This is a genomic window from Saccharopolyspora gloriosae, assembly GCF_022828475.1.
Lineage (GTDB): Bacteria > Actinomycetota > Actinomycetes > Mycobacteriales > Pseudonocardiaceae > Saccharopolyspora_C > Saccharopolyspora_C gloriosae_A.
In genome coordinates, this window is the sequence record NZ_CP059557.1 from 3,555,417 (window position 1) to 3,581,476 (window position 26,060).

Sequence of the window (26,060 nt, forward strand, 5' to 3'; positions counted from 1 at the left end):
TCGGTTGAATCGTTTCATCCGGTCGTCCAGCGGCGAAATCCAGCACTCGACCCGGTCGTTATTTGTTCGTGATCTCATGGGTGAAACACAGCGCTCACCAGTGACGACTACGGGAATGGCACCGTTCGTTCACCCGGGGGCACAGCTAGGCCCGCGACCCGTGAACGGCCGGTGGCGGCTGGACCACTACGTGTGAAGGGACGCCGAAATGGCAGGTCTGGTTCGTTGGCTGGGTGGCATGGCACGAGAAATGGGTCGGGCTCGCACCATGATGCGACACCCCCACTCGGGGGCCATGAGCTCAGCCGCCCGTCGCGGTCAGAGCTGATCGAGCTCTGTTCGTCAGCCCATTGGAACGACGGCTGAACGTGGCGCTCATACCGGGTCGCGGACCGGGTCACCACCGCCCCTGCGGTGTCTCACCGGCGAGCACGGTCAACGCCACATCAAGTGAGACCTGGCGACCCATGCAGGCTTGCTGAAACGTGCCGTGGTCCCTCCCCTTGAGCGGGGCGGGACCACGGCACTTCGCATGTCCGGGGACTTCACTCCCCGACCGAGCAGTCCGCGCGATCACGGACGGCGGGGTCACCGCGGCGGGATCACTCGTGGAGGGCTTCGCGGTGGCGGGCGGCGTTGGCGACATAGGTCTGCGCGGAGATCCGCAGCGCGGCCTGTTCGTCCTCGGTCAGTTCGCGGCGGACCTTGCCCGGCGTGCCCGCGACCATCGACCCCGGCGGCACCTCGGTGCCTTCCAGCACGACCGCGCCGGCCGCGATCAGCGACCCCTCCCCGATCACCGCGCCGTTGAGCACGACCGCGCCCATGCCGATCAGGCTGTGATCGCCGACGGTGCAGCCGTGCAGCACAGCCCGGTGCCCCACCGTCACGCCCTCCCCGACCGTCGCGGGGAATCCGGGGTCGGCGTGCACGACGCACCCGTCCTGAATGTTGCTGCTCCGGCCGACGGTGATGTGCTCGGTGTCGCCGCGCAGCACCGTGCCGTACCAGACGTTCGCGTCGGCTTCCAGGCGCACTCGCCCGATCAGCGTGGCGCCCGGGCGGCCCACGCGCCCTCGGCCAGTTGGGGCCGGTACTCGTCGATGACGACGGTGCGGACCTCACCTGCGGTGTTCACTGGGGCGTTCACTGATCCTCCCGATACGCGCGTTCCCGGCGCAGCCACTGCACCGCCTCCTCGGAATGCCCGCCGACGGTCGATTCGATCCCGTCGAACATGCTCGGATCGGTGCAGCGGGCCAGTTCCGCCAGCACCGTATCCGCATCACCGCCGTCGATCACCCCCACCAGGCGCCGTTGCCTGCTGAGGTCGGTGTGCAGCAGTGCGCGGTCCGGGGCGCGGTGGTTGAGGGTCATCGCGAGCATCAGCTGCAGCCCCAGTGAGCGGCACGCGTCCTCCAGGCGCCGGTTGCCCGCCAGGCCCACCACCGCCAGTCGCAGCCGCAGGGATCGTTGTGCGAACAGGGTGGCGTTGCCGTCACCGGCCGCCTCTTCCAGCGCGGCCAGTGCGGCGCGGCAGCGATGCAGCCTGCCGGGTTCGCGCACGGGTACGCCGAGTCGCACGGCGAGGCGTTCCAGTTCGCGGCGAAGCGTGACGATCTCGTAGACGTCGTGCAGGGTCAACGGTGTGACGATCACGCCTTTGCGCGGCAGCTGGCGCACCAGGCCTTCTCGTTCCAGCACCCGCAGCGCCTCGCGCAGCGGTGGGCGGCTGATGCCGAGCTCGTGGGTCAGGCGGTTTTCGATGATGCGTTCCCCGCAGCGCAGCTCGCCGCCGACGATCATGCTGCGCAGGGTGCTCGCCGCGAGCTCCACCAGGCTCGGCGGGTCGGTGATGCTGGGTGCTCGGGGCGCGACGGGCCGATCTTCCACTGATCCGGTCACGGGGCCAGTTTGCCCCGTGGGATCGGTTCGCGGTGCGTGTTTTCCGGGCATCTCGACGAACGACACACCTGCGCCGGAATTCGGTTGCCGCCGCCGGTGACCGCCGGGGAGGCTTCGCCTTCGTGCGGATACGGGACGTTGCGGCCGGTGAGGTGGCGTTGCTGCCCGAGATCGAACGGGCGGCCGGAGTGTGGTTCCGGGACATCGGGATGGGCTGCGTCGCCGACGACCCGCCGATGCCGGTGCGGGCGCTGGCCGCCTACCGGGAGGCCGGGCGGCTGTGGGTGGCGGCCGGTGCGGCTGGGCCGGTGGCGTTCCTGGCCGCTGAGCCGCTCGAGGACGCGTTGCACGTCGTGCAGTTGTGCGTTCATCCGGTGTGGGCTCGGCGCCGTATCGGGGCGGCGCTGCTCGAGGACGCCGCGGCCCGGGCGGCCGGGCTGGGGTGTGCGGCGTTGACGTTGACGACGTTTCGCGATGTCGCCTGGAACGCCCCGTACTACGCGCGGCTGGGATTCCGCACGCTCGGCGCCGAGGAACTCACGCCGGGCCTGGCCGCTCATCTCGCCCACGAGGCCGAGCGGCTTCCGCAGCAGCGGGTCGCGATGCGCCGCGACCACTGACCCCGGGGTTCACCGCCGGTGTCCGGGGTTCAGCAGTGGCGGTGACGGATCGCGGCGACGGCCTCGGTGGCGGTGTCGCGGGTGGTGAACCGGTCGGTGAGGCCGGTGAGGCGGACGAGCCGGTGCACCGCGCCCGTGCCGAGCACGACGTAGAGGGGGGTGCGGCGGGCTTCGGCGCGGCGCTGGGCGTGCAACAGCAGTTCCAGTCCGGCGGAGCCGAAGAACGTCACTTCGGAGAGGTCGAGCACCACGGCGCGCAAGGTGGCGGCGGTGAGGCGCTGGCGTACCAGTTCCGCCAGCCGGGACACCGAGGACAGGTCGATCTCCCCGCCGACGCCCACCACGACCACGCCAGGGTCGGGTCGTTGCACCGACAGGCGCAGTGACCGGGTGTGGGCGGGGGTGATCGGTTCTCCCGCGTCTCGGGGCGGTGTGATCGTGCGGCGCTGTGGGGCGTCGACCGGATCGCGCCGGTGCTGCGCCGTGCGGTCGGTGTTGCCGGTGTTCGCGAGAATCACACTGCCTCCCCCTGATCGGATGGTGCCGCGGTCCCCGGCCGGCCGGTGCCGTCCGCCGATGGTGTCCGCGGCGATGGCGGGAGGCCGGCGCCCGAGGGGTCACGATCGTGATCACCGGGTGCTGCGGGGCTTCCCGCGACGCTGCGGATCGAGGACGGCCCGTGACGTCGTGGCCAGGTGCTCAACCGCGTTTTCCCACCGTAGGAGCGCTAGTCTGACCGAAACAAGGCTCGCCACCATCGTGTGAAGACTTATGGGGAGGCGGCGAACAGGGGGATGATTCCGCCCGCAAGAACGGCCTGCACCTGTCGCTGGGACAGGTGATGACAGGCGGTGTACTCGTCACCGCGGGTGGTGTTGCGGACGGTGATGTCGCCGCCTTCGGTGACGGCGTCACGGACCTCGTCGATGCGCAGCACGTCGCCGGTGGTGATGCGGTCGTGATCGTCCGGGTCGGTGAAGCGCAGCGGCAGGATGCCGAAGTTGACCAGGTTCTGCCAGTGGATCCGGGCGAACGATTTCGCCAGCACCACCTGCACGCCCAGGTAGCGGGGTGTGATCGCGGCGTGCTCCCGGGACGAGCCCTGCCCGTAGTTGTCGCCGCCGACGATGAGATGCGCTCCGGTTTTCTCGGCGCGCCGTGGGTAGTCGGCGTCGAGGCGGGTGAAGGTGAACCGGGCCAGTTCGGGAATGTTCGAGCGCAGCGGCAGCGCCCGGGCTCCCGCCGGGGAGATCTCGTCGGTGGACACGTCGTCGCCGGTGATCAGCAGCACCGGTGCTTCGATGCGCTCGGGCAGCGCGGTGAACTCCGGCAGCGCCGAGATGTTCGGTCCCTTCACCGGCCGCACCTGGGCCGCCTCGTGCGGAGGTGGTGGGGCCACGAGCATGGAGGTGTTCACCGACGCCTGCTCCGGCAGCCGCACCTGGTGGGTCAGGCCGAGCCGGTCGGCGAGTTCGCGCGGGTCGGTGATGCGGCCCGTGAGCGCGGCGGCCGTCGCGGTCTCCGGGGAGCACAGCCACACCGAGTCCTCCGGAGTGCCCGAACGGCCGGGGAAGTTCCGGGGGAACGTGCGCAGCGAGTTCTGCCCGACGGCCGGGGCCTGGCCCATGCCGATGCAGCCCAGGCAGCCCGCCTGGTGCAGGCGGGCGCCCGCGGTGATCAGGTCGCCGATCGCGCCCATGCGGGCGAGGTCGGTGAGGATCTCCCGGGAGGTGGGGTTCACATCGAAGCTGACCTGCGGCACCGTGTGGCGGCCCCGCACCATCGCCGCGGCCACCGCGAAGTCCCGCAGCCCCGGATTCGCCGAGGACCCGATCACGACCTGCCCGACCTCGGTGCCCGCGACCTCCCGCACCGCCACCACGTCACCGGGCGAGGACGGGCGTGCGATCAGCGGTTCCAGCGCGGACAGGTCGATGTCCTCGGTGACGTCGTAGGTGGCGCCGTCCTCGGCGGCCAGCGGGATGAAGTCGGCTTCGCGGCCCTCGGCGCGCAGGAAGTCGTGCACCGCGTCGTCGGCGGGGAACACGGTGGTCGTCGCGCCCAGTTCGGCGCCCATGTTCGCGATGACGTGGCGGTCCATCGCCGACAGGTGCGCCAGGCCCGGCCCGTGGTACTCGATGATGCGGCCCACGCCGCCGGACACGCCGTGGCGGCGCAGCATCTCCAGCACCACGTCCTTGGCCGACACCCACGGCGGCGGCGCACCGCTCAGCCGCACCCCCCACACCTGCGGCATCTGCAGCCGCAGTGGCTGCCCGGTGATGGCCAGCGCCACTTCCAGGCCACCGACGCCGATCGCGAGCATCCCCAACGCCCCGGCCGCGCACGTGTGGGAGTCGGAACCGGCCAGGGTTTTGCCCGGCGCCCCGAACCGTTGCATGTGGGTGGGGTGGGAGACGCCGTTGCCGGGTTGGGAGTACCACAGCCCGTAACGGCGGCACGCCGTGCGCAGGTAGGTGTGGTCTTCGGCGTTCTTCTCGTCGGCCTGCAGCAGGTTGTGGTCGACGTACTGGACGCTGCATTCGGTGCGGGCCTGGTCTAGGCCGAACGCCTCGAGTTCCTGCATGACCAGGGTGCCGGTGGCGTCCTGGGTCAACGTCTGCTCGACGCGCAATCCGATCTCCGCGCCAGGGGTGGTGTCGCCATCGACGAGATGGTCGTCGATGAGGATGCGCGCCAGTGTCCGCGGCATTGCGCCTCCCTGTCGTGGAGGATCACCAGGTCTCTGCTGGGCTACCCGCCTCGCGCGGAACCGAAACGATCTCCGGCGCGCAGCGGACCGGCGCTGCCACCGACGTGGTGTGCTCCGGCCGGGCGAAGGTTCAGGCCGGGGCGCCGGTGCGGCGATGTGCGGGAGCGGCGTGGCGTCCCCCTGCCGCGCCGTGGCGGGCGGAGGACACGTGCAGGGACAGTTCGCCGCCGAGCACTTCGACGAGCACCTCGGCGCCCTCGGCCAGGGAGCCTTCCAGCAGCAGCGATGCCAGGCGGGTGTCGAGTTCCCGCTGGATCACCCGCCGCAGCGGCCGCGCCCCGAACTCGCCGCCCGCGCCGCGTTCGGTCAGCCACTGCACCGCCGCGGCCGACACTTCCAGCCGGACCCCTTTGTCGTGCAGTTGCGAGGCGGTGCGTTCCAGCAGCAGCGCGGTGATCGCGCCCAGTTCCCGTTCCCCCAGCGCGCGGAACACGGTGACCTCGTCGATGCGGTTGAGGAACTCGGGCCGGAAGAATCCGCGCAGGTCCTCCAGCAGCTGGGTGGCGAGTTCGTCGGCGGGCGCGGCGGAGTCCAGGATGCGGTCGGAGCCGATGTTGGAGGTCATGATGACCACGGTGTTGCGGAAGTCCACCGCGCGGCCCTGCGAGTCGGTCAGCCGCCCCGCGTCGAGGACCTGCAGCAACGTGTTGAACACGTCCGGATGGGCTTTTTCCACTTCGTCGAGCAGCACCACCGAGTAGGGCTGTCTGCGCACCCGTTCGGTGAGCTGGCCCGCCTCGCCGTAGCCGATGTAGCCCGGTGGCGCCCCGATCAGCCGGGACACGGTGTGCTTGTCCTGGAATTCGCCCATGTCGAACCGGGCCATGCGGTCGGCGTCGCCGAACAGCACCCGCGACAACGCGCGCGCCAGTTCCGTTTTGCCGACCCCGGTGGGGCCGAGGAACAGGAAGCTGCCGATGGGGCGTTGCGGGTCGGCCAGTCCTGCTCGGGCACGGCGGACCGCTTCGGCCACCGATCGCACCGCCACGTCCTGGCCCACGACCCGTTCGGCGAGTCGTTTCTCCAAGTCGAGCAGCCGTTTGCGGTCCTGGGCGGAGACCTCGTCGACGGGGATGCCGGTGCGCCGCGCCACCACATCGGCCACATCGGAGGCGTCCACGAGCGGTTCCGGTCCCCAGAGGGCGCCGCCGCGGCGCATCCGCACCCGCGAACACGCCTGGTCGAGCAGGTCGACGGCCTTGTCCGGCAGGAACCGGTCGGTGAGGTAGCGCTCGGACAGGCGAGCGGCGGCTTCCAGGGCCTCCGGGGAGATCCGCACCCGGTGGTGGGTGCGGTACTTCTCGGCGACCCCTTCGAGGACCTGCACCGTTTCGGGCACCGACGGTTCGGGCACCAGGATCGGCTGGAACCGGCGTTCCAGTGCCGGGTCCTTCTCCACGTGCCTGCGGTACTCCTCCACGGTGGTGGCGCCGATCAGGTGCAGTTCGCCGCGCGCCAGGGCGGGTTTGAGCATGGTGCCGGCGTCCATCGAGCCCTCGCCTGCGCCCGCTCCGACGATGCTGTGCATCTCGTCGATGAACACGACGATCTCGTCGCGGTGCGAGCGCAGTTCGGTGAGCACGTCGCGGAATCGTTGTTCGAACTCGCCGCGGAACTTCGCGCCCGCGACCATCCCGGCCAGATCCAGCGACACGAGGCGTTTGCCCGCCAGCGGCGAGGGCACGTCCCGCTCGACGATGCGCTGCGCCAACCCCTCCACCAGTGCGGTCTTGCCCACGCCGGGGTCGCCGATGAACACCGGGTTGTTCTTCGATCGCCGCCCCAGCACTTCCACGGCCTGGTCGATCTCCTCACCGCGCCCGATCACCGGATCCAGCCGGCCGTTTCGGGCCAGTTCGGTCATGTCCAGGCCGAACTCGTCGAGCCGCGGCGTGGTGCTCAGCGCCGAGGGCGATGACCGGGTGGTGCGGGTGCGGTCGCCACCTTCCATCGCCCGCGCCAAAGCACGGCCCGCGACCGATTCGGGGTCGGTGGCCAGGCCCAGCAGCACGTGGCGGGCTCCGACGACCTCGGCGCCCTCCCCCAGTGCCTGCTGGTGAGCCCCCAGCAGCGCGCGCCGCGCCGAGGACGACAGCACCGGGGAGCGCCGCGCTCCACCGGCCACGGCGTCGACGGTGCCCGCCACGGTGCGCACTCCGGCGGCCAGGTCGGTGACGCGCACCCCGGAGTCGGCCAGCATCTGCGAGGTCGATTCGACCTGGGTCACCGCCCACAGCAGGTGGGTGCTGTCGAGTTCGCGGCTGCCCCAGTCGACGGTGGCGCGGATGGCTTTCGACACCACGTCGTGGGCTTCGGGGTCGAGCAGGTTCGACAATCCGAGCGCGCCGGGTCCCTGATCGGTGCGTCGCTGCTCACCGCCGCCTTCGACGAGACTGTTGAGCAGCGAATCGAATGCGGCCGACGCTTCGCCTGCACTGCCCCGATCCACCGGTACACCTCCACACCGGCGGGCACCGTTCGTGCCCGCTGCACGCCACCATAGTGATCAACTCGCGGCGGGTCGCCGCGGCCGCCCGCCGCGTCGGCGACCGAGCACGTGTTCCAGCAGCTCACCGGTCAGCAACGCCACGCTGATCACGGCGACGACGGTACCGAGCCGGTGCAGCCCGCCATCGGCGGCGGGGCCTGCGAAGGCGAGTTCGATCACGGCCGCCGCGATGTTCGCACCAACATACTGCGAGGTCCGGTACAGCCCGGAGGCCATCCCGGTGTCGGCGGCGTCGGCGTGGCGGTACATCGCGGCCTGGTTGCCGATGTTGTTGAACCCGTTGGGCAACCCCAGCACAGCGGCCACCGCCAGCAACCCCGGCAGCGGGCTCGCCGAGTGCAACTGGGTGAGCCCGAGTCCCCCGGCCAGCAACGCGACCGATCCGGCGACCAGCACCGGCCGGTGACCGCGCCCGCGGATCACCCGCCCAGCCACGGCCACCGACCCCATCGCCACCAACGCCACCGGCAGCACCACCAGGCCCGCGCCGTCCGGGCTCAGGCCGCGGGCGTTCTGCAGCCACATCGGATACCCGTAGAACACGGTGTAGAACGCCACGTAGGTCAGCACGGTGCGCAGGTAGGTGACCGTGAGCGCCCGGTTGCGGGCGAGCATCCGCACGTCGGTGAACGGCTGCGCCACCCGCGACTCGAACACGGCGAACAGCACCGCGAGCGCGACGGCCGCCGCCGCCAGCCACCAGTTCGGGGCGCCGGTCAGCGACAGCAGGAACAGCATCAGCACCGCCACGCAGCCGGTGAACAACGCCGCACCCGGCAGGTCCAGGCCGCGCAGCACCACGGGCACCGAGGCGTGGTCGCGGGGCGGGTCGGCGGGCAGGTACGCCCAGGCCAGCACGGCCACCGCCACGCCCAGCGGCACGTTCATCAGGAAGATCGACTGCCAGCCCTGCCAGGACACCAGCACGCCGCCCAGCACCGGGCCGAACGCCACCATCACCTGCCCGGCGATGGCCAGCACGCTCAACGCCGACGCGGGCAGCGCGATACCGCGACGATCGGCCTCGGCACGCAGCATCGCCACCCCGGACGGGAACGCCGCGCACGTGCCCAGGCCCAGCAGGATGCGCAGCGCGATCAACCAGCCCAGGTTCGGTGCCAGCGGCGCGAACAGGGAACTGGCCACGGTCAACGCCAGCGACGTCACGAACACTCGCCGCGCCCCGACCCGGTCGGCGAGCCTGCCCGCGGTGGGCGAGCCGACGGCCGTGGCCAGGTACAGCCCGGAGATCAGCCAGGACGCGGCCGCGCCCGCGTGGAACTCGGCGCGGATGTCGACCAGCGCGACGGCCATGGTGGCGGCGTTGAGGGCTTGGAGCACGGATCCGGCGGCGATGGTCAGCACGAATCCGCGGGGCAGCCGCGGTCCGCCTTCGTGCGCGGTGGCGGGGTCTGCGGTCACGTCACGCCAGCCTAGTTCTTTAGCTTGTCTAACTTCAAAGGTTCGGGACTTTGATCACCACAGGCGGGGTGATTCGAACGCGTCCGCGCCGGGTACGCGGGGCGCGGGACCGACTGGGAAGGACGGTGAGCACGATGGAACGCGGCAGTGCCAAGCACGGCCCGCTGCGCGACGACGTCCTGGAAGACGACGTGCGCGGCATGTTGCAGGGCAACCACCCCACTCGCGCGCAGGAGGATCTCGACGCCGAACCGCCCGCCGACGACGATCCGGACGTGCTGCGGCCGGATCCGCCCGAACCGGACAAGGAGTCCTGAGGTGCGGTTCAGGCGTGGTGCTCGGCGGCGTCGACGGCGTCGGCCAGGCGCGCGAGTTCCCGGCTGATGTGTCCGAGCCGTTCGGCCATGACGCTGGCGTGCCCGGACAGGGCGCCGGCGTGCCCGGCGGCGCGGAGCCATTCGGTGATGCCCGAAACCCCGGCGGCCATGCCGTCGACGGTGGTCGCGAAACCGCGGGTGACGTGTTCGAGGTCGTCGACGCTGTGCGGCATCGCCGGGTCCTGCAGGCGTTCGCCGAGGACTTGGGCGGCTTCGCCGATCTGGGCGGCGACCTCGGCGGTGTAGCGGCCGTCGTCGTCCCCGGGGCGCCTGCCGCCGGAGCGCGCGGCGGACCGCTGCGTCGGGGCGGGTGGTTGATGGGAGTGGCCGGGGAGGGTCATAAGGGCTCAGCCAACCCCACTTGAGCGGTCGAGACCACACCTTCCGGGCAGAAGATCCCGATTCCACCCGTTTCCCGCACAACCTCACAGTCCGGTTGCGCATCAAGCAACGAATGGGCACGCCCGCTGATCAGGGTCCCGCCGAGCGGCATCGGCGTTCAGCCTGGGCCGGTGTCGGCGGATCCTGACAGCAAGTGGTGGATTTCGGTATCGGAGGTCTCCCGGAAACTGCCGTACCACTGCCCCACCGCGCTGAAGCGCACCGGCCGCAGCACGCACAGCACTTCGTCGGCCTCCTCGTTCAACGCCGCCACCGCGTCGGGGGCGCCGACCGGGACGGCCAGCACGATCGAGTGCGGCCCGGACTCCCGCAGCATCCGGATCGCGGCCCGCGCGGTGGCGCCGGTGGCCAGGCCGTCGTCGACCAGCAGCACGTCGCGGCCCGCGGGTGACGAGGGGTCTTGGGCGAACCTGTCCTCCCGGCTGCGGGCCTCGGCGCGTTCCCGCTCGCACGCCGGTTCCAACGCGGCCGCGTCCAGGTGGAACGCCCGCAGCAGCCGCTGGTCGTAGCTGGGCGGGCCGTGCGCGGTGACCGCTCCCAAGGCCAGTTCGGGCTGGCCGGGGGCACCGATCTTGCGGGCGACCGCGACCCGCAGCGGCGCGTTCAGCGCCGCGGCCACCTCGGCCGCGACCGGCACCCCGCCGCGGGCCAGGCCCAGCACCAGCGGATCCCGCCAGTGGCGGCCGGTGAGGTGGCGGGCCAGCACCCGGCCCGCGTGGCGGCGGTCCCGGTACTGCTCGACCGCGCCGGTGCCCGGCATCACGAGCCTCCGTCCGCGAGGCGAAACTGCCTGTCCCCGGAAGGTGCCCGCAGGCCCGGCACCGGGAAACGTGCCCCGGCGCCGGGTGTGGTGCTCAGTCGCGGAAGGACGCGACCCGCAGCAGCCGCAGCCGGTTGAGCGCGGCTGCCAACTCGAACCGGCGCGGCACCGCGAAGTCGCCGACGTAGCGGGCGTCGACGGCCGCGACCCCGCGCTCGGCGACCTCGGCGCCGTAGCCGTCGAGGACTTCGGCCACGGTGCGGGTGCCGTCGAGCAGGCCGGAACGCACGCACGTCACCAGCGCCAGCCCGATACCGGTGACCTGCGCGGGGTCCACGATCTGCTCCACCGCCCGCAGCTCCACGGTCGACTCGCCCAACGTCAGCGCGTCGGTGCCCCGTGCCCGCACCTTCGGCCGCTCCGAAGGGATCGAGCGCGGATCGGGCACGCGCCGGCGCACCGGGGGGAACTCGTCGGCTTCCCGGCTGCGGCCGGTGGGGGTGGCGGCCAGTTCGCGCGCCCGGGCGGTGACCTCCCTGGCACGGTAGGAGTCCATCATCAGCACCCGGTCGGCGACGTCCATGTAGTCCCCGGACCCGCCCATCACCAGCACCGTGGAGACCCCGCGGGACCGCGACAAGGGGCGGATCAGGTCGAGGAACGGTGTCAGCGGCTCGGATTCCTTCGCCACCAGGGCCTGCATGCGGGCGTCGCGGATCATCAGGTTCGTCGCGGCGGTGTCCTCGTCGACCAGCAGCACTCCCGCTCCGGCTTCGACGGATTCCACGAGGGACGCGGCCTGCGAGGTGGAGCCGGAAGCGTTGTCGGTGGAGAAGTCGGCGGTGTCCGCGCCGGTCGGCAGGTGGCTCACGAACGGGCTCACGTCCACCCGGTGCACGCGGCGGCCGTCCTCGGCGCGGATCTTCACGGTGTCCTCGCGGGCCACGACCAGTTCCCGCCCGTCCCCGGGCACGTGGTCGTAGACGCCGTTCTCCAGGGCGCGCAGCAGCGTCGACTTGCCGTGGAAGCCGCCGCCGACGATGAGGGTGATGCCTTCGCCGATGCCCATGCCGGTGATCTCGCCCCGGTTGGGCAGCGTGACGCTGACCCGCATCGAGTCCGGGGACTCGAACGGCACGGCGCCGGCCAGCGGGCGTTCGTCGACTCCGCTGGCCCGCGGCAGCACGGCCCCGTCGGCGACGAACGCCACCAGGTCGCGCGCGGCCAATTCCTCCCGCAGCGCGTCGGTGTCCTCCACGGACTCCACGAATTCCGTCATCCGTGCCTGGTCGGCGGTGTCGTGGCGCAACGCCGCGGCGACCATGTCGGGCAGCCGGTCGCACAGGGCGCGTTCGGCCGCGTGGCCGTCGATGCTGCGGCCGCGGCCGGGCAGGTCGATCCCGAGTCGCAGCCGCACTCCGCCGTCGGGTTGCAGCTGACACGAGCTGCGGTCGAGGACCTGCTGGCGTCCGGCGTCGACGCGCAGGTCGCTGCCGCGCAGCCGGTGTTCGGCGGCGCGCACCAGGAACCCGGCCAGGCCGCGCGCCCGCACCGCCGTGGACCACAGCTGTGGTGGAAGCGCGGCGGTGGCGGGGTGCACCCGCACTTCGCAGCGGCTGGCGGGCGCGTAGGGGTCGGGCTGGACGCGTTGGATCTCCAGGTCGAAACCGTCGAACGACCAGGTGCCGGTCAGGGATTTGTAGCGGCCGTAGCCGGCGCCGTGCAGGCCGCGCAGGGCGTTGCGCAGGCCGGCGGCGTCGCGGGGACCGGTGTGCCCGCCCGATTCGGGGCGGCCGGTGGTGGTGCGGTGTTCGTGGCGGCGGCGCCCGTCGCGCCGTGGGCCGCCGTGGCCGCTGGTTCGTTCTGCCATGGCACCGAGACCTACCGGACGTGGCGGTGTTTATCCAATCGGGGTGGGCAGATCACGGTTCGGCGACTGTGACCCGGCGAGAACCCGATCAAGCGGTTATCGTCGCTGCCCGCACGATCTTCGACGCTCCGTGGTCCTGTGCGGTGATCTGCGTGGGCGTCGCACCGCCCGGCCCGTCCCTCATCTAGGAGGCGAACCGCAGTGACCGTTTCCCGTAACCCGTTCAGATCCCGGCGCCGGTCCCTGCTGTCCCCCGCGGTGGCGGCCCTGCTCAGCGGCGCGCTGCTGGCCGGGATACCGCTGACCGGCGCGGCGGCACCCGCGGGGCCGTCGTTGGACCGTTCCGACCCGGACGGAGCGTGGGCGGGCTACAGCGTCGGGCGTTCGGCCACCGAGGACACCGAGCGCGGTGCGCCGCGGGGTGCGGGCGTGGCGGGGATGGACGTCAGCGGGCATCAGGGGGCGGTGGACTGGCCGCGGGCCTACGCCGACGGCGCCCGGTTCACCTACGTCAAGGCCACCGAGGGCATCGGGTTCACCAGCGACAGCTTCCTGCAGCAGTACGAGGGCTCCTACGCGGTGGGCATGACCCGCGGCGCCTACCACTTCGGGTTGCCCGACAGTTCCACCGGTGCCGAGCAGGCGCACTACTTCGTCGACCACGGCGGCGGCTGGTTCCCGGACGGGAGGACGTTGCCGGGTGCGCTCGACATCGAGTCCAACCCGTACGGCGACATGTGCTACGGCCAGTCCCCGGAGCAGATCTCGGGGTGGATCGCCGATTTCAGCAACACCTACCTGGCGCGCACCGGCCGGTTCCCCGCGATCTACACGACGACCCGCTGGTGGGATCAGTGCACGGGGGCGAACCCGAATTTCGCGGCGAACAACCCGCTGTGGCTGGCGCGGTTCGCCCCGGAGATGGGGCCGCTGCCCGCGGGCTGGGCGTATCAGGCGATCTGGCAGTTCAGCAACGCCGGAGTGTTCCCCGGTGACCAGAACACCTTCAACGGCGACCCCGCCCAGCTGGACCGGTTCGCACTGTAGGCACCGCAAGCACGAAGAGGGGGCGCGACGACCGGTTCGTCGCGCCCCCTCTTCGCTGCGTCCTCGGGATCAGGGGTCGACGAGATCTTCGGGGATGGGTTCGCTGTTGGCGATGGCCTCGAACATCCGCGCCGCGTCCTGCTTGTCCCACTTGATCACCGACTGGCCGCTGTCGGTCCTGGCGAAATCACCGAAGGGCACGCTGGTGGTGATGCCGTTGCCGCCGCTGACATCGCCGAGCGCCTTGGCCAGCCAGAACAGGTGCCACACGTGGTCGGAGTCGTTGAGCAGGAACGTGCTGCCCGCGGCGTTGGCCAGCGGCACCAGCCGGAACGGGTTCAACAGCGTCCCCGGCCCCATCGTCCGGTCCATCAGGGCGCCGAGCAGTTTGCGCTGGTTCTCCGCGCGTCCCAGGTCCCCGCCTGCGACCGTGTCGCGGGCGCGCACGAAGCCCAATGCCTGCGGCCCGTCGAGTTCCTGGCAACCGGCTTCCAGGTGCGCGTTGGCCTTCTCGTCGTTCATCGGCTCCTCGAGGCAGATGTCGACGCCGCCGACGGCGTCGACCAGGGAGGAGAAGCCACCGAGGCCGATTTCGGCGTAGTGGTCGATGTGCACGTCGCTGACCGTTTCGACGGTCTGGGCCAGCAGCTGCGGGCCGCCGAAGGAGAACGCCGCGTTGAGCTTGTCCCTGCCGTGGCCGGGGATCGGCACGTAGGAGTCGCGGGGCAGGCTGATCAGCGCCGGTTTCCCGCCGCCGGTGGGGATGTGCACCAGCATCATCGTGTCGGTGCGCCGCCCGGCGGCGTCGCCCGCCGACAGTTCCTCGCGCTGGGACTCGTCGAGGCCCTCACGGCTGTCGGAACCCACCAGCAGCCAGTTCGTGCCGGGGGTGTCCTCGATGCGGCCCTCGTAGTCCAGGGCGGGTGTGCGCTGCAGGAGGCTGTCGACGTAGATGCCGAATCCGACCACGACCAGCAGCAGCACCAGCAGGGTGATGCCGATGCGTTTGGCCCAGTTCGGGCGTTTGCGCCGCGGCGGTGGCGGAGGCGGCGATGCTCGCCGCGTCGGCGGTGGCTGCGGTGGTTGCGGCGGTGCGCCGCCGCCGTCACGACCGCGGGCGTAGTAGTCGTAACCGCCCTGCTGCGGCCGTCGGCCCCTCGGCGGATTCGCCGACCAATCACTCATGACCTTCACACCTGCGGAGTCGACTCGCCGGCACACTCCGTGCCGACCTGTGCGGTGCAGCATCCCAGAAGGTCTCCCGTTCGTGGCACACCGCTACCGCAACGGTATGGAATCCACCCGTCCGGCGTGCCCACTTCGCCCGGACACGCCGACGGGGAGGGAGATCCCGCGCGCAACGCGAAGCGGGGTGCGGCGCCCACCGGCACCACACCCCGCTTCGGGCGTGTTCGCTGCGGGATCAGCCCGCGACGGCGGCGGCCACCGCCTCCTTCCACAGGCCCACGGCGTCGTCGACCTGCTGGGAGTTGACGATCAGCGGCGGGATCATCCGCACCACGTTGCCCGCGGGGCCGCAGGTCAGCAGCAGCAGGCCGCGTTCGGCGGCGGCGGCGTGCGCCCGGGCGGCGGTGGCGGTGTCGGGCGTGCCCTCGGGAGTGGTGAACTCGTTGCCGACCATGAGGCCGCGGCCGCGGACCTCACCGATCACGGGGTGTTCGGCGGCGACCTTGCGCAGCCCTTCCTGCAGGCGGGCGCCCTGCTCGGCGGCGTTGTCGACGAGGTTCTCGTCGCGCACCACGTCGAGGGTGGCCAGCGCGGCGGCGGCGGCCACGGCGTTGCCGCCGTAGGTGCCGCCCTGCGATCCCGGCCAGGCCTTGCTCATCAGCGCGCTGGAGGCCGCGATGCCGGAGATCGGGAAACCGCTGGCGAGCCCCTTGGCGGTGATCAGGATGTCGGGTGTGATGGTGGAGTGCTGGTGTCCCCAGAACTTCCCGGTGCGGCCCACCCCGGTCTGCACCTCGTCGGTGATGAGCAGGATGCCGTGGCGGTCGGCGCGTTCCCGCAGCCCTTCCAGGAACTCCGCCGGGGCGGGAATGTAGCCGCCTTCGCCGAGGACGGGTTCGACGATGAACGCGGCGGTGTCCTTCGGGGAGGTGACCGTCAGCAGCAGCTGGTCGAGTTCGGCGAGGGCGAAACGCACCGCTTCGGCTTCCGACCAGCCGTGCCGGTAGGTCTCCGGGAACGGGGTGAACGCCACGCCCGGCATCATCGGGCCGATCCCGGCGCGCACCTTCACCCCGGAGGTCGTGAGTGCGCCCGCGCCCATGGTGCGGCCGTGGAAGCCGCCTTGGAAGGCGACGATGGTCTGACGTCCGGTGGCGTGCCGCGCCAGGCGCACCGATGCCTCCACGGCTTCGCTGCCGGAGTTGACGTAGAACATGCGGTCCAGGCCTGCGGGCAGGACGTCGCCGAGCCGCTCGGTGAGCTGGAGTAGCGGCCGGTGCATGACTGTCGTGTACTGGCCGTGGATCAGGGTCCCCACTTGGCGTTGCGCCGCCTCCACCACGCGCGGGTGGCAGTGTCCGGTGCTGGTCACCCCGATACCGGCGGTGAAGTCGAGGTAGCGGCGTTCGTCCTCGTCGTAGAGGTAGACGCCCTGTCCGCGGGCGGCCAGCACAGGTGTCGCCTGCTGCAACACCGGCGAGAGCTCAGCCATGTTCGACTCCAAGCTGTCGTGTCCCGAATGTAGGATTGTTGACAATCGCGTGTGACATGCAACCATCACGGCTGCGTCCTGTCCACCCGCCGACACGGAAGGCCCGCTGAACCGATGAGCACCACCAGCAGCTCCCCCGCAGGCACCGAGTCCGAAGAGGCCCGCGTCGTCGACGCCGCCCCCAAGCAGCTGCTCATCGGCGGCAAATGGCGAACGGCCACCGGTGAACGCACCTACGAAGTCGAAGACCCCTCCACCGGCCGCGCGTTGTGCTCGGTCGCCGACGCCTCCCCCGAGGACGGGATCGCCGCGCTGGCCGCCGCCCACGAGGCCCAACCGGCCTGGGCGAAGTACCCGCCGCGGGAACGCGGCGAGATCCTGCGCCGCGCCTACGAGCTGATCCAGCAGCGCCACGAGGACTTGGCACTGCTGATGACCCTGGAGATGGGCAAGCCGCTGCCCGAGGCGCGCGGCGAGGTCACCTACGCCTCGGAGTTCTTCCGCTGGTTCGCCGAGGAGGCCGTGCGCATCGGCGGCGACTACGCCGTGGCGCCCAGCGGCACCGGCCGGTTCCTGGTCACCCAGCAGCCGGTCGGGCCGACGCTGCTGATCACGCCGTGGAACTTCCCGATGGCGATGGGCACCCGCAAGATCGGCCCGGCCATCGCCGCCGGCTGTACCTCGGTGATCAAACCCGCGCACCAGACGCCGCTGTCGATGCTGGCGCTGGCGGAGATCCTGCTGGAGGCGGGCCTGCCCGAAGGGGTCCTCAACGTGGTCACGGCGGTCGGCGCCGGTTCCGTGATGGAACCGATGATCCGCGACGGGCGTGCCCGGAAGCTGTCGTTCACCGGGTCGACTTCGGTGGGGCGCAAGCTCATCGAGCAGTCCGCCGAGCAGGTCCTCAACGTGTCCATGGAACTCGGCGGCAACGCCCCGTTCCTGGTGTTCGCCGACGCCGACCTCGACGTCGCCGTCGACGGCGCGATGCAGGCCAAGATGCGCAACATCGGTGAGGCCTGCACCGCGGCCAACCGGTTCTACGTGCACGCCGACGTCGCCGAGGAGTTTTCCCGCAGGCTCGCCGAGCGGATGGGGGCGTTGCGCATCGGCCGCGGCGTCCGCGACGACGTGGAGGTGGGGCCGCTGATCGACGCCACCCAGCTCGGCAAGGTCGACGAGCTCGTCACCGACGCCGTCGGCCGCGGCGCGGAGGTCGTCGTCGGCGGCTCCCGCCAGGACGGCGAGGGCTACTTCTACCCGCCGACGGTCCTGAAGAACGTGCCGCTGTCGTCGCGGATGACGCGGGAGGAGATCTTCGGGCCGGTCGCGCCGATCAGCACGTTCACCGACGAGCAGACCGCCATCGACGAGGCCAACAACACCGAGTACGGGCTGGTCGCCTACGTCTACACCCAGGACCTGCACCGCGCGCTGCGCGTGTCGGAGGCGCTGGAGAGCGGCATGATCGGCCTCAACCAAGGCGTGGTGAGCAACCCGGCGGCCCCGTTCGGCGGTGTGAAGGCCTCCGGCCTGGGCCGGGAGGGAGGCAAGGTCGGCATCGACGAGTTCCTGGAGACCAAGTACATCGCCATCGGCGGCCTGTGATCCGCCCCGTCACCTGACCGGTGCCCCGCGCGGCTCTCGCGGCGCGGGGCACCGTGCTGTGCGGACCTCGCCGCCGTGGATGCCGTGGCGAGCGTCGATGCGCGGCACGGTGGAGGGCCTCGGGCGTCGGCTGGTTACGGTGGCCGCGCCATGGATTACGAGACCGCGTCGCGCCACTACGAGGCGCTCGTCAACGGCTACCTGCGCGACTCCGCGCCCGGTTCGGCCGCGCGCACCGCGTCGCTGTTCACCGAGCCGGTGCGCCGCGCGTTCGTCGCCGAGCACGCGGCGGAGTCCACGATCGAGGGGATGTTGTGGGCCGCCTGGCGGCCCGTGGTCCGGGCGGCCGGGGCCTCGGGCGGCGTGAGGCACCGGGACCTGGTCGACCTGCTGGTCGAGATCAAGGGTCACGGCACCCTCACCCGGCGGGACGCGGTGCGTGATCTGGGGTGGGCTCGTGGTGTTCGGTGATCTGCCGTGTTTCGGCGCGCAGGTGCGCGAGGCCTGGGACGCCGACGGGGACGGCTCGACCGAGTCCCGGGTGAACCTCAACGCGTTCGCCGCGCGCCTGACCGCGGCCGGAATCGACTTCTCCGGCTATGCGATCTGGACGTTGCGGGACTGCCTTGAGGACACCGCCGTGCCGGGCGGGCTGCACGCCGTGCTGCCGTGGCTGCGGCACTGCGGCCCGGAACTGGCGCGGCTCGCCCGCCTGGGCTCGTGCTCGGTGCCCGATCGGGGACCGGGACGCCTGGGGCCGCTGGCCCGGGCCGGCGGGGTGCGCGGCGGCGGGTTCTGCCCGCAGCGGTGGGCGTTCTGGCGCGGCAGGCTCGCGGAGCTGGCGGCCGGTCCCGACGCGGTCGCTCACCAGGCGCGCACGGCACTCGAGCTCATGCCCGCTGTGGAGGGCGTCGCCTGATTCGGCCGGGCGGCTAGGGGCGGAACGCGCCGGAATCGTGGTCGTGATCTTCGGCCGGGATCAGCGGAAGCAGCAGGCTGGGGTGTTGTCCGGGTGCGCTGTGCAGGGTGGTGCGCCCGTCGTAGGCGGGGTCGTCGCGGTCGCCGGGCAGTTCGTGCCAGAACGGTCCGCTGCCGCGCACGCCGAGCGGGCCGGGTGCGAGGTCGTGGGTGTAGTCCTGTCCGCGTATCGACACTGCGAGGCGGTATCCGGCGGGCACGACGATCGACAGCGGCCAGATCTCCACGTGCGCCTCGTAGACCTGGTGCGGCTGCAGTGGCGCGGGCGTGGTGTGGGGGTGCCATGGCCGGTGCGGCAGGGACAGGGCGGGGTCGAGTTCGCGGTGCGACATCCGCAGCCAGCCTTGGGAGACGGGGGCGTTCGGTTCGGACGCGCCGGTGAACAGGACTTCGGTGCCGTCGGGGTCGAACAGGTGCACCGTGACGAACAGGTCCGCGTCGCGGGTGTCGGAGGACGCGAACAGGGTCATCGCGGCCGGGCCGGTGAACTCCGCGTCGTGTTCGGCGGCGGGCAGGGCGAACAGCAGGCCTGCGCTGCGGGCGGTGAATTCCGCCGCCTGCGTCGCGTGCGGTGGGTGTTCGGTGAGGCCGCCGGTGTCGAGGTCGAGGTAGTGCCGGCTCCACCGGTGCGCGCCAGCGGCCATTCCTGTTCGTGACGCCGCAGGAATCCGCGTGGGGTGCGGATTTGGAGGGTGACGGGGGGCTGGTGCTGCCAGCCGTTGTCGGCGCCGGTGAGGAAGTGGTCGAAAAAGCGCCGTTGCAGCGCGATACCGGCGTCGGTGTAGAACTGCGCCCAGTGTTCGAGGCCGTGCACCTCCAGCCACTTCTGGGTGGAGCGGACCCTGGTGAAGCCTTCGAAGTTGCCGCGTGAGTGCAGGCCCATGCCGCCCCAGTTGGCGCACGAGAGCACCGGCACCGTGATCTGCTCCAGCGCGGCGCTGCGGTGGCGGTAGTGGTCGTTGACGCACGGGTTCGCGCGCAGCACGTCGGCGGGATCGCGGCGGCCTCGAGTTCCGCCGCCGAGCGCACCGCCTGCCCGGAGACGCGCCGCCCGGTGTGCGGGTTGCGCGGTGCGCCGGGCCTGCCGTGTTGGACGCCGTGGACCTGGTGGGGCATCCAGGTGGGCATGAACATCGTGGGGATGCCGCTGTGGTGGGTGTATTCGCGGTACAGGTCGGTGGCGCCTTCCCACGGGCAGATGGCTGCGAGGTGCGGCGGCGCCAGTTGTGCGACTCGCCATTGGTTGCTGGCGAGGTAGGAGATCCCGAGCATGCCGACGTTGCCGTTGCTCCACGCCCGCACCCCGGCCCATTCGATGCACTCGTAGAGGTCGTGGGCTTCGCGCCGGGAGAAGAAGTCGATGTCGCCTTCGCTGCCGCCCGTACCGCGGGTGTCGATGCGCACGCAGGCGTAGCCGTGGGGCACCCAGCGTTCGGGGTCGGGGTATTCCCACACCTGGTAGGCGTTGCTGGAGTGGGCGGCGACCTCGGGGTGTTCGTCGAGCAGTGCGGTGAACGCGGCCGGGTAGCCGTCGGCGAACGGGAGTCCTTTGCCGTAGGGGCCGGCCGCGAGCAGCACGGGATGCGGCTGGTCGTCGTCGGGCCGGAACACGTCGGCGGCGAGGGTGATGCCGTCGCTCATGGTGATGCGCAGGTCCCAGTCGATGCGCATGCCGTCGCGCACTTCGCTGATCGTGTCGTAGTGCTCGCTCATGGCGCCCTTCCCACACGAACCCCGCCTTAACGCTAGAGAAGTTACATTAAGCATGGTCGCGTGAACACCACTGATGCAGGTTCTCTTGCACAAGGTGCGGCGGGTGCGGGTCAGGGTGTGGTGAGCACCCGGTCGACCAGCACCTCCAGATCCATTCCGGGCGTGCTGTAGCCGAAGATCGCGCGCAGGTAGATCGGGGCGAGCACCACGTCGAAGACGTGCTCGACGGTCAGCCGCGGCGCCCCGTCGGCCGCCGCCCGGTCGAGGACCTGCTGAATCTGATCGGTCCGGCGCCGCAGGTGGATCGCGGCCGCCTCGGTCGCCGGTCCGTGCCCGGCGCCGTGCGACGCGGTGGCCGCCGCGATCGCCCGGTAGAACGCGAACCCCTCACGCGTGTCGACCCGGTCGGCGACCGAGCGCGCCCAGTCGATCAGGTCCCGGCGCAGCTCACCGCTGTCCGGGAACGGGGACTGCTCGTTCATGCGGGTCACGGCGACATCGAGGGCCAGTGCCTCCACGTTCTTCCACCGCCGGTAGATCGTCACCTCGTGCACGCCGGAGCGCGCCGAGACCTCCCGCACGGTCAGCGGGTCACGTCCCTCCGCCCACAGCGCGCGCACCGCGGCGTGCACGGCCTCGCGGGTGCGGGCGGTGCGGCCGCCGGGTCGGGTCTCTGCCACCGGCTCAGGCTAGCCAACGCCTCCACTGCAGCCGAACGGCGTTTCCGATGCACTCCCGGCGGGCAGCCGGTGGCTTGCGAGCAAGAGGCGTTATCACCATGTGGAGTACCGATTGCCGCCGAACGGGTGGATGCGATCGAATCGGGCGGGCCGCACTACAGGGTGCGCCTGATCCACACCCGCCCCGCCACCGCCGTCCGCCGATCACGCATCGGCGCACGGCCGTGGCGGGGTGTTCACGCAGGAAGGACGATCCATGACCGAGACATCCGCCGCGCTGCGCACGATGATCTCCCCCGGCCGCTACGTCCAGGGCCGTGGCGCGCTCGACTCGTTGGGTTCCTACGTGGCGAAGCTGGGTGAGCGGCCGCTGGTGCTGGCCGACGACGTGGTGCGCGGCCTGACGGAAACCGCGATCACCCGGTCCTTCGGCGAGGCCGGGCTGCCGGTGGCGTTCGAGAAGTTCAACGGGGTGCCCACGGCCGCCGAGAGCCGGCGGGTCGCCGAGGTGCTGCGTGCGCAGGGCGCCGACGTGATCGTCGCCGTCGGCGGCGGCGCCCCCATCGACACGGCCAAGGCCGCCGCCGACGACACCGGGCTGCCGGTCGCCAGCGTGCCCACCGTGGCCTCCACCGACGCCCCAACCTCGGCGTTGTCGGTCGTCTACACCGCCGACGGGTCGTTCGAGTCCTACCGGTTCTACGCCCGCAACCCGGCGCTGGTGGTGGTCGACACCCAGCTCATCGCCGACGCCCCGGCCCGGTTCCTCATCGCCGGTGTCGGTGACGCGCTGGCGACGTGGATCGAGGCGCGGGCGGTGGCCCAGTCGAACGCGGCGACGATGGCCGGGGGCGCGGCCACCAAGGCGGGGGCGGCGTTGGCGAAGCTGTCCTGGGACATCCTGTGGGAATCGGCGATTCCCGCGGTGCGCGCGGTCGAACACGGCCTCGTGACTCCCGCGGTGGAGGCGGTCGTGGAGGCCAACACGCTGCTGTCCGGGCTCGGTTTCGAATCCGGCGGGCTCGCCGCAGCGCACGCCGTGCACGACGGGCTCACCGCCGTCGCCCACACCCACGGACTCGCCCACGGGCAGAAGGTCAACATCGGTTCGATCACGCAGTTGATCCTCGAAGACCGCCCGGCGCAGGAGATCCGCGAGTTCATCGAGTTCACCACCCGCGTCGGCCTGCCCACCACGCTCACCGAAACGGGACTCGGCGACGCCGATGATTCGGTGCTGCGCACGGTGGCCGAGGCCGCCACGGACCCGGCCGAGACGATCCACAACCTGCCGTTCGCGGTGACCGTGGACGCCGTCGTCGACGCCCTCAAGGCCGTTGAGGTCACCGGCTGCGCCGTGCGCGCCGAAGCGGGACTGCCCGCACCGGTCGCGCCCGCGCACTGACCGGCCGGGCCTGGTGCGTTGAGAACACCGCGGCCGCCCGCGACCCGCGATGATCACGACGCACCAGGCCCCGGTGCGCCTTCGGCTCAGCTGGCCGGGCCGGTCTCCGAGAGCAGTGGCGTGAACGCGTTGAGCCGTTCCAGGGCGTCGTTCATGTGCGCTTCCAGCCGCGCCAGCAGCAGCGCTTCGTCACCGGACTCGATGGCGTCGACCAGGCCGCTGTGCTCGTCGACGAGGGTCTGCGGGTCGGCGGTGTACTTGTCCTGCAGCGCGGTCAGGCACATCCGCTTCTCCACCAGCAGCGTCTGCGCCATCCGCTGCAGCCGGGGGCTGCCGGACACGCGCACCAGCGTCTCGTGGAACTCCTGGTCGGCGTCGCTGAGCTCGATCGCGTCGCCCCGGCCCGCCGCGGACACGATGCGGGCTTGGGCGGCGGTGAGCTCGGCGACGGCCTCCACCCGGTGGTGGCGGATGATGCGTTCGCACGCGGCGCGTTCCACCGCCAGCCGCGCCAGGTAGATGTCGGTGACGTCGTCGGCGTCGAGCGTCGTCACGAACAACCCGCGGTGCGGTTCGCTGTGCAGCAGGCCCTCCTGCACCAGCCGTTGCATCGCTTCCCGCAACGGTCCGCGGCTCACTCCGAGCCGCGATGCCAGTTCGGCCTCGCCCATCTGACTACCGGGGGGCAGTGAGCCGTACATGATCGCCGAGCGCAGCTGGTCTGCCACGATCGCGGCGGTCGATTTCCGCTGCACCGGCTCTAACTCGCCGTGCTGGTTCTGCTCGTCGACTCCGAGCACCGACACCATCTCCTCATCGAATTGTCAAGCGCGGAGCGGCTCCCCCGAGCTCACCCCTGGTCCGGGCCGGGCCGGCGAAACAGCGTGCCCAGCCCCTCGTGCGGCCCCGAGTCACCGGCCAGCCGCAGCACTTCCCACGCGCTGACCTGGTTGGCGGTCAGCACCGGTTTGCCCAGGCGCTGCTCCAGCTCGTCGAGCCACGCCACGGTGTGCAGCGCGGTGTCGGGCATCAGCAGTGCCTGGGCGGTCGGGTCGTCGTTGGCCGCGGCGAAATCCAGCACTTGCTCGCGGGTCAACGTGCCGACTTCGGCGGCGGTGACGATGCCGCGACTGGACAACCTGGTCACCTCGATGCCGCCGTGCGCCAGGAAATCGGCGAACCGATCGGCGACGTCCGAGGGATAGGTCGCCGCGACCGCCACCCGGTCCAGGCCGAGACGGGCCACGGCGTGCACGAACGCGAACGAGGTGCTGGAGGTGGCCAGGCCGGTGACGGCCTGCAACTTCTCGACCTGGTCGCGCGCGCCTTCCCAGCCGAAGACGAAACTGCCGCTGGTGCAGGCCCAGATCACGGCCTGCACCCCGTGCGCGAGCAGCTCACGGGCTCCGTCGGCGAGCACGTCGGCGGAACCGACCTCGAGCAGCGCGTCCACCCGATGCGCGTCCTCCCGCATCACGGTGTGCACCAACGGCAATCGGATGTCGCCACCGAGCAGCCGTTCGAGGGCCGGGTAATCGTCTTCGGCGCTGTATCCGGGGTAGAGAATCCCTGCGGTGATCGGCACCGGCAGCTCCCTCCTTGATTCGTTCCCGCGACCCGCGGCGAAATCAGGGGTTGCGGGGGCGAACGACACCGGACCGGCGGTCAATTGTCGACAATGTTACCGCACGGTTCGGTGCCGCCCGCACTAGCGGAAATGTTTTCGTAATTCGATCGACACGCTCCACGACGCGGCGAACCGTCCTGATCAGGCCGCCGAAGCGCCGAAAGCCTGCACGAGCCGTTGTTTCGGGGCGACCGCCGGTAATCCCATCTTCCGCAACGCCGCCCACATCGTGACCTGATTCGCCGTGAGCACCGGCTTGCCCAATTCCTGTTCCAACGGGCCGATGATGTCGTAGGTCGGCACATTCGTGCAGCTGATGAACATCGCCTCCGCATCCGGTCGATCCGCCGAACGCACGATGTCGACGACCTGGCGGTAATCGACCTTCCAAATCCGGCCCAGCAGACCCAGCCCCACACTGGTGACGACCTCGACATCGTGCTCACCGAGGAAACCCACCAGCCGCTCGGTCACGTTCTCCACGTACGGCGTCGCCACCGCCACCCGCCGCACCCCGAGCACCTCCAGCGCCTGCACCAGCGCACCCGAGGTCGTCACCGCCGCGGGCGCACCGGCCTCCCGCATCACCGTGGTCAGGTTGCGCTCACCGGCCGCGCCATCGACGAAACTGCCCGACGCGCACGCGTAAGCCACCACGTCCGGCTCCGGGGACAGCAGGTCACGCGTGGCGCTGTGCACGGCAGCCTCGTCGGAGATCAGTGACGCCATCTCCACCGTCATCGGCACCGGCACGAACGCCGTGCGCGTCACGTACAACGTCACGCTCTCCGGCGTCCACCGCCACAACTCGCGGTCCATCGCCAAGTCGAACGGCGCGACCACGCCCACCCCTCGCTGCGGCGCGGGACAGGACACGGCCCCCAGGAAATCCTCCGGCGGCATGCCGCGCACCCCTGTCAACCCGAGTGACGTTCGTAGCGCAACCGTTCCCCGACGCTGCCCGAGCGCCACACGTCGTTGCAGGCCTCCGCGAACGCGCCGAGGTTCTCCACGATCGCCCCGTACACGTTGCCCGGCACCCAGCCCACATCACCGTTGAACAGCAGGTTGTTGCGCCCGTAGAAGATCGCCAGGTCGATCACGCCCGGCAGCGCCTCGATGTCCTTCTCCTCCTTGAACTCGCGGTCGAGCATCCCGCTGTCGAAGGAGAAGTACACGAGGTCACCGGGAATCGGAGTGACCGTGGGGTTTTCCTGGCCCGGCTCCCGCTCGGCGAAGCGCGGCACCATGGTGTAGATCTCGTTGCGCGCGTACTTCGCGTGATGCACCGGCCCGGCCTGCGGCAACGCCTGCCACACGGCCTCGCAGGTGCGGGGAGCGTCCTTGTCCAGCAGTTCCGCCACGCAGGACACGCCACGCTTCTCCAGCGTGATCGACAGGTACCTGGGCATCGTGAAATCCGTTCCATGAGAGGGCGGCGAGCAAATGTGGATCGGCCGGTCTCGGCTCGCGGCCACCGGATGGCCACGCCGTGCCCTGCCCAGGGCCGAAGACCGCCTCGCGGGCCGGGACGCCGACAGGCACCGGCCCCACCGCGAGATACCTGCGGATTGTTGACAATCCTACGAGCGCTTTCTAGCGTGTCAATCCCCGGCCGCAGACGGCCCGGACGGACACCGCGACGACGCGCGAGCCCTCCCCTGTCCACAGCGCCACCCACCGA

General features: G+C 71.1%; 24 protein-coding genes and 2 pseudogenes. 8 read left to right on the top strand and 18 right to left on the bottom strand.

Annotation, left to right across the window (positions count from 1 at the left end; all coding sequences use genetic code 11):
- Positions 1-602: 602 nt before the first annotated feature.
- Together H2Q94_RS15260 and H2Q94_RS15265 are read right to left on the bottom strand one after the other, a co-directional pair.
- Positions 603-1,105, bottom strand: a pseudogene (locus tag H2Q94_RS15260) (gamma carbonic anhydrase family protein).
- Between the two features lie 41 nt (positions 1,106-1,146).
- The gene (locus tag H2Q94_RS15265) at positions 1,147-1,905 is read right to left on the bottom strand and encodes a GntR family transcriptional regulator (protein ID WP_243787752.1); all 759 of its coding nucleotides are present in this window, start codon (positions 1,903-1,905) and stop codon (positions 1,147-1,149) included.
- A 122-nt stretch (positions 1,906-2,027) separates the two neighbouring features.
- Between H2Q94_RS15265 and H2Q94_RS15270 the strand changes: the two genes are divergently transcribed.
- Positions 2,028-2,525 carry a GNAT family N-acetyltransferase gene (locus H2Q94_RS15270; protein WP_243787754.1) on the top strand — a complete coding sequence of 166 codons (498 nt, stop codon included), beginning with the start codon at positions 2,028-2,030 and terminating at the stop codon, positions 2,523-2,525.
- A 29-nt stretch (positions 2,526-2,554) separates the two neighbouring features.
- Here H2Q94_RS15270 and H2Q94_RS15275 read toward each other — a convergent pair whose 3' ends face one another.
- The 4 genes from H2Q94_RS15275 to H2Q94_RS15290 form a co-directional block, all read right to left on the bottom strand.
- Positions 2,555-3,043, bottom strand: coding sequence for an STAS domain-containing protein (locus tag H2Q94_RS15275; RefSeq protein ID WP_243787755.1), 489 nt, complete (start codon positions 3,041-3,043; stop codon positions 2,555-2,557).
- Between the two features lie 251 nt (positions 3,044-3,294).
- Positions 3,295-5,238, bottom strand: coding sequence for an aconitate hydratase (locus H2Q94_RS15280; protein ID WP_243787758.1), 1,944 nt, complete (start codon positions 5,236-5,238; stop codon positions 3,295-3,297).
- 130 nt (positions 5,239-5,368) lie between these two features.
- Positions 5,369-7,747, bottom strand: a complete 2,379-nt coding sequence (locus H2Q94_RS15285) for an ATP-dependent Clp protease ATP-binding subunit (protein ID WP_243787759.1) — start codon at positions 7,745-7,747, stop codon at positions 5,369-5,371.
- Between the two features lie 57 nt (positions 7,748-7,804).
- Complete coding sequence (locus H2Q94_RS15290; protein ID WP_243787761.1) at positions 7,805-9,229, bottom strand: MFS transporter; 1,425 nt, start codon at positions 9,227-9,229, stop codon at positions 7,805-7,807.
- 134 nt (positions 9,230-9,363) lie between these two features.
- Between H2Q94_RS15290 and H2Q94_RS15295 the strand changes: the two genes are divergently transcribed.
- Positions 9,364-9,546: a hypothetical protein gene (locus H2Q94_RS15295; RefSeq protein WP_243787762.1), complete on the top strand. Its 183-nt coding sequence runs from the start codon at positions 9,364-9,366 to the stop codon at positions 9,544-9,546.
- Positions 9,547-9,554: 8 nt separating this feature from the next.
- Here the strand turns inward: H2Q94_RS15295 and H2Q94_RS15300 are convergent, their stop codons facing one another.
- From H2Q94_RS15300 to H2Q94_RS15310, 3 genes are all read right to left on the bottom strand, one after another.
- Entirely contained in the window at positions 9,555-9,947 is a 393-nt protein-coding gene (locus tag H2Q94_RS15300) for a hypothetical protein (protein ID WP_243787764.1), read from the bottom strand.
- Between the two features lie 158 nt (positions 9,948-10,105).
- Positions 10,106-10,768: a phosphoribosyltransferase gene (locus tag H2Q94_RS15305; RefSeq protein WP_243787765.1), complete on the bottom strand. Its 663-nt coding sequence runs from the start codon at positions 10,766-10,768 to the stop codon at positions 10,106-10,108.
- Between the two features lie 94 nt (positions 10,769-10,862).
- Positions 10,863-12,638, bottom strand: a complete 1,776-nt coding sequence (locus H2Q94_RS15310; protein WP_243787767.1) for an ABC-ATPase domain-containing protein — start codon at positions 12,636-12,638, stop codon at positions 10,863-10,865.
- Positions 12,639-12,839: 201 nt separating this feature from the next.
- Between H2Q94_RS15310 and H2Q94_RS15315 the strand changes: the two genes are divergently transcribed.
- A complete protein-coding gene (locus H2Q94_RS15315; protein WP_243787768.1) occupies positions 12,840-13,685 on the top strand; it encodes a lysozyme in 846 nt (281 codons plus the stop codon).
- Positions 13,686-13,754: 69 nt separating this feature from the next.
- Here H2Q94_RS15315 and H2Q94_RS15320 read toward each other — a convergent pair whose 3' ends face one another.
- Positions 13,755-14,870 (bottom strand): LCP family protein, encoded by a 1,116-nt coding sequence (locus H2Q94_RS15320; protein WP_243787770.1) that lies wholly within the window; start codon positions 14,868-14,870, stop codon positions 13,755-13,757.
- Positions 14,871-15,108: 238 nt separating this feature from the next.
- Positions 15,109-16,365 (bottom strand): aspartate aminotransferase family protein, encoded by a 1,257-nt coding sequence (locus tag H2Q94_RS15325; RefSeq protein ID WP_243787771.1) that lies wholly within the window; start codon positions 16,363-16,365, stop codon positions 15,109-15,111.
- Between the two features lie 114 nt (positions 16,366-16,479).
- On the opposite strand from H2Q94_RS15325, the gene H2Q94_RS15330 reads away from it, so the two are divergent.
- The 3 genes from H2Q94_RS15330 to H2Q94_RS15340 all read left to right on the top strand — a co-directional run bounded on the left by H2Q94_RS15330 (position 16,480) and on the right by H2Q94_RS15340 (position 18,892).
- Entirely contained in the window at positions 16,480-17,973 is a 1,494-nt protein-coding gene (locus tag H2Q94_RS15330; protein ID WP_243787772.1) for an NAD-dependent succinate-semialdehyde dehydrogenase, read from the top strand.
- 150 nt (positions 17,974-18,123) lie between these two features.
- Positions 18,124-18,444 (top strand): hypothetical protein, encoded by a 321-nt coding sequence (locus H2Q94_RS15335; RefSeq protein WP_243787773.1) that lies wholly within the window; start codon positions 18,124-18,126, stop codon positions 18,442-18,444.
- Positions 18,431-18,892, top strand: a complete 462-nt coding sequence (locus H2Q94_RS15340) for a DUF3632 domain-containing protein (RefSeq protein WP_243787774.1) — start codon at positions 18,431-18,433, stop codon at positions 18,890-18,892. Before H2Q94_RS15335 ends, H2Q94_RS15340 begins: the two co-directional genes overlap by 14 nt.
- Positions 18,893-18,905: 13 nt before the next feature.
- On the opposite strand, the gene H2Q94_RS15345 is transcribed toward H2Q94_RS15340, so the two are convergent.
- On the bottom strand, positions 18,906-19,595 hold the full coding sequence (locus H2Q94_RS15345) for a CocE/NonD family hydrolase C-terminal non-catalytic domain-containing protein (RefSeq protein WP_243787775.1): 690 nt from the start codon (positions 19,593-19,595) through the stop codon (positions 18,906-18,908).
- Between the two features lie 8 nt (positions 19,596-19,603).
- On the opposite strand from H2Q94_RS15345, the gene H2Q94_RS15350 reads away from it, so the two are divergent.
- Positions 19,604-19,822, top strand: coding sequence for a hypothetical protein (locus H2Q94_RS15350; RefSeq protein WP_243787776.1), 219 nt, complete (start codon positions 19,604-19,606; stop codon positions 19,820-19,822).
- 107 nt (positions 19,823-19,929) lie between these two features.
- Here H2Q94_RS15350 and H2Q94_RS15355 read toward each other — a convergent pair.
- Together H2Q94_RS15355 and H2Q94_RS15360 are read right to left on the bottom strand one after the other, a co-directional pair.
- Positions 19,930-20,718, bottom strand: a pseudogene (locus H2Q94_RS15355) (CocE/NonD family hydrolase); the annotation flags it as partial.
- A 56-nt stretch (positions 20,719-20,774) separates the two neighbouring features.
- The gene (locus tag H2Q94_RS15360; RefSeq protein ID WP_243787777.1) at positions 20,775-21,344 is read right to left on the bottom strand and encodes a TetR/AcrR family transcriptional regulator; all 570 of its coding nucleotides are present in this window, start codon (positions 21,342-21,344) and stop codon (positions 20,775-20,777) included.
- A 256-nt stretch (positions 21,345-21,600) separates the two neighbouring features.
- Between H2Q94_RS15360 and H2Q94_RS15365 the strand changes: the two genes are divergently transcribed.
- Positions 21,601-22,749: a glycerol dehydrogenase gene (locus H2Q94_RS15365; protein WP_243787778.1), complete on the top strand. Its 1,149-nt coding sequence runs from the start codon at positions 21,601-21,603 to the stop codon at positions 22,747-22,749.
- Between the two features lie 86 nt (positions 22,750-22,835).
- Here the strand turns inward: H2Q94_RS15365 and H2Q94_RS15370 are convergent, their stop codons facing one another.
- From H2Q94_RS15370 to H2Q94_RS15385, 4 genes are all read right to left on the bottom strand, one after another.
- Positions 22,836-23,558 (bottom strand): GntR family transcriptional regulator, encoded by a 723-nt coding sequence (locus tag H2Q94_RS15370; protein WP_243787779.1) that lies wholly within the window; start codon positions 23,556-23,558, stop codon positions 22,836-22,838.
- Positions 23,559-23,599: 41 nt separating this feature from the next.
- Positions 23,600-24,334, bottom strand: a complete 735-nt coding sequence (locus tag H2Q94_RS15375; protein WP_243787781.1) for a maleate cis-trans isomerase family protein — start codon at positions 24,332-24,334, stop codon at positions 23,600-23,602.
- 183 nt (positions 24,335-24,517) lie between these two features.
- Positions 24,518-25,279 (bottom strand): maleate cis-trans isomerase family protein, encoded by a 762-nt coding sequence (locus H2Q94_RS15380; protein ID WP_243787782.1) that lies wholly within the window; start codon positions 25,277-25,279, stop codon positions 24,518-24,520.
- Positions 25,280-25,293: 14 nt separating this feature from the next.
- A complete protein-coding gene (locus H2Q94_RS15385; protein WP_243787783.1) occupies positions 25,294-25,788 on the bottom strand; it encodes a DUF3830 family protein in 495 nt (164 codons plus the stop codon).
- Positions 25,789-26,060 lie beyond the last annotated feature (272 nt).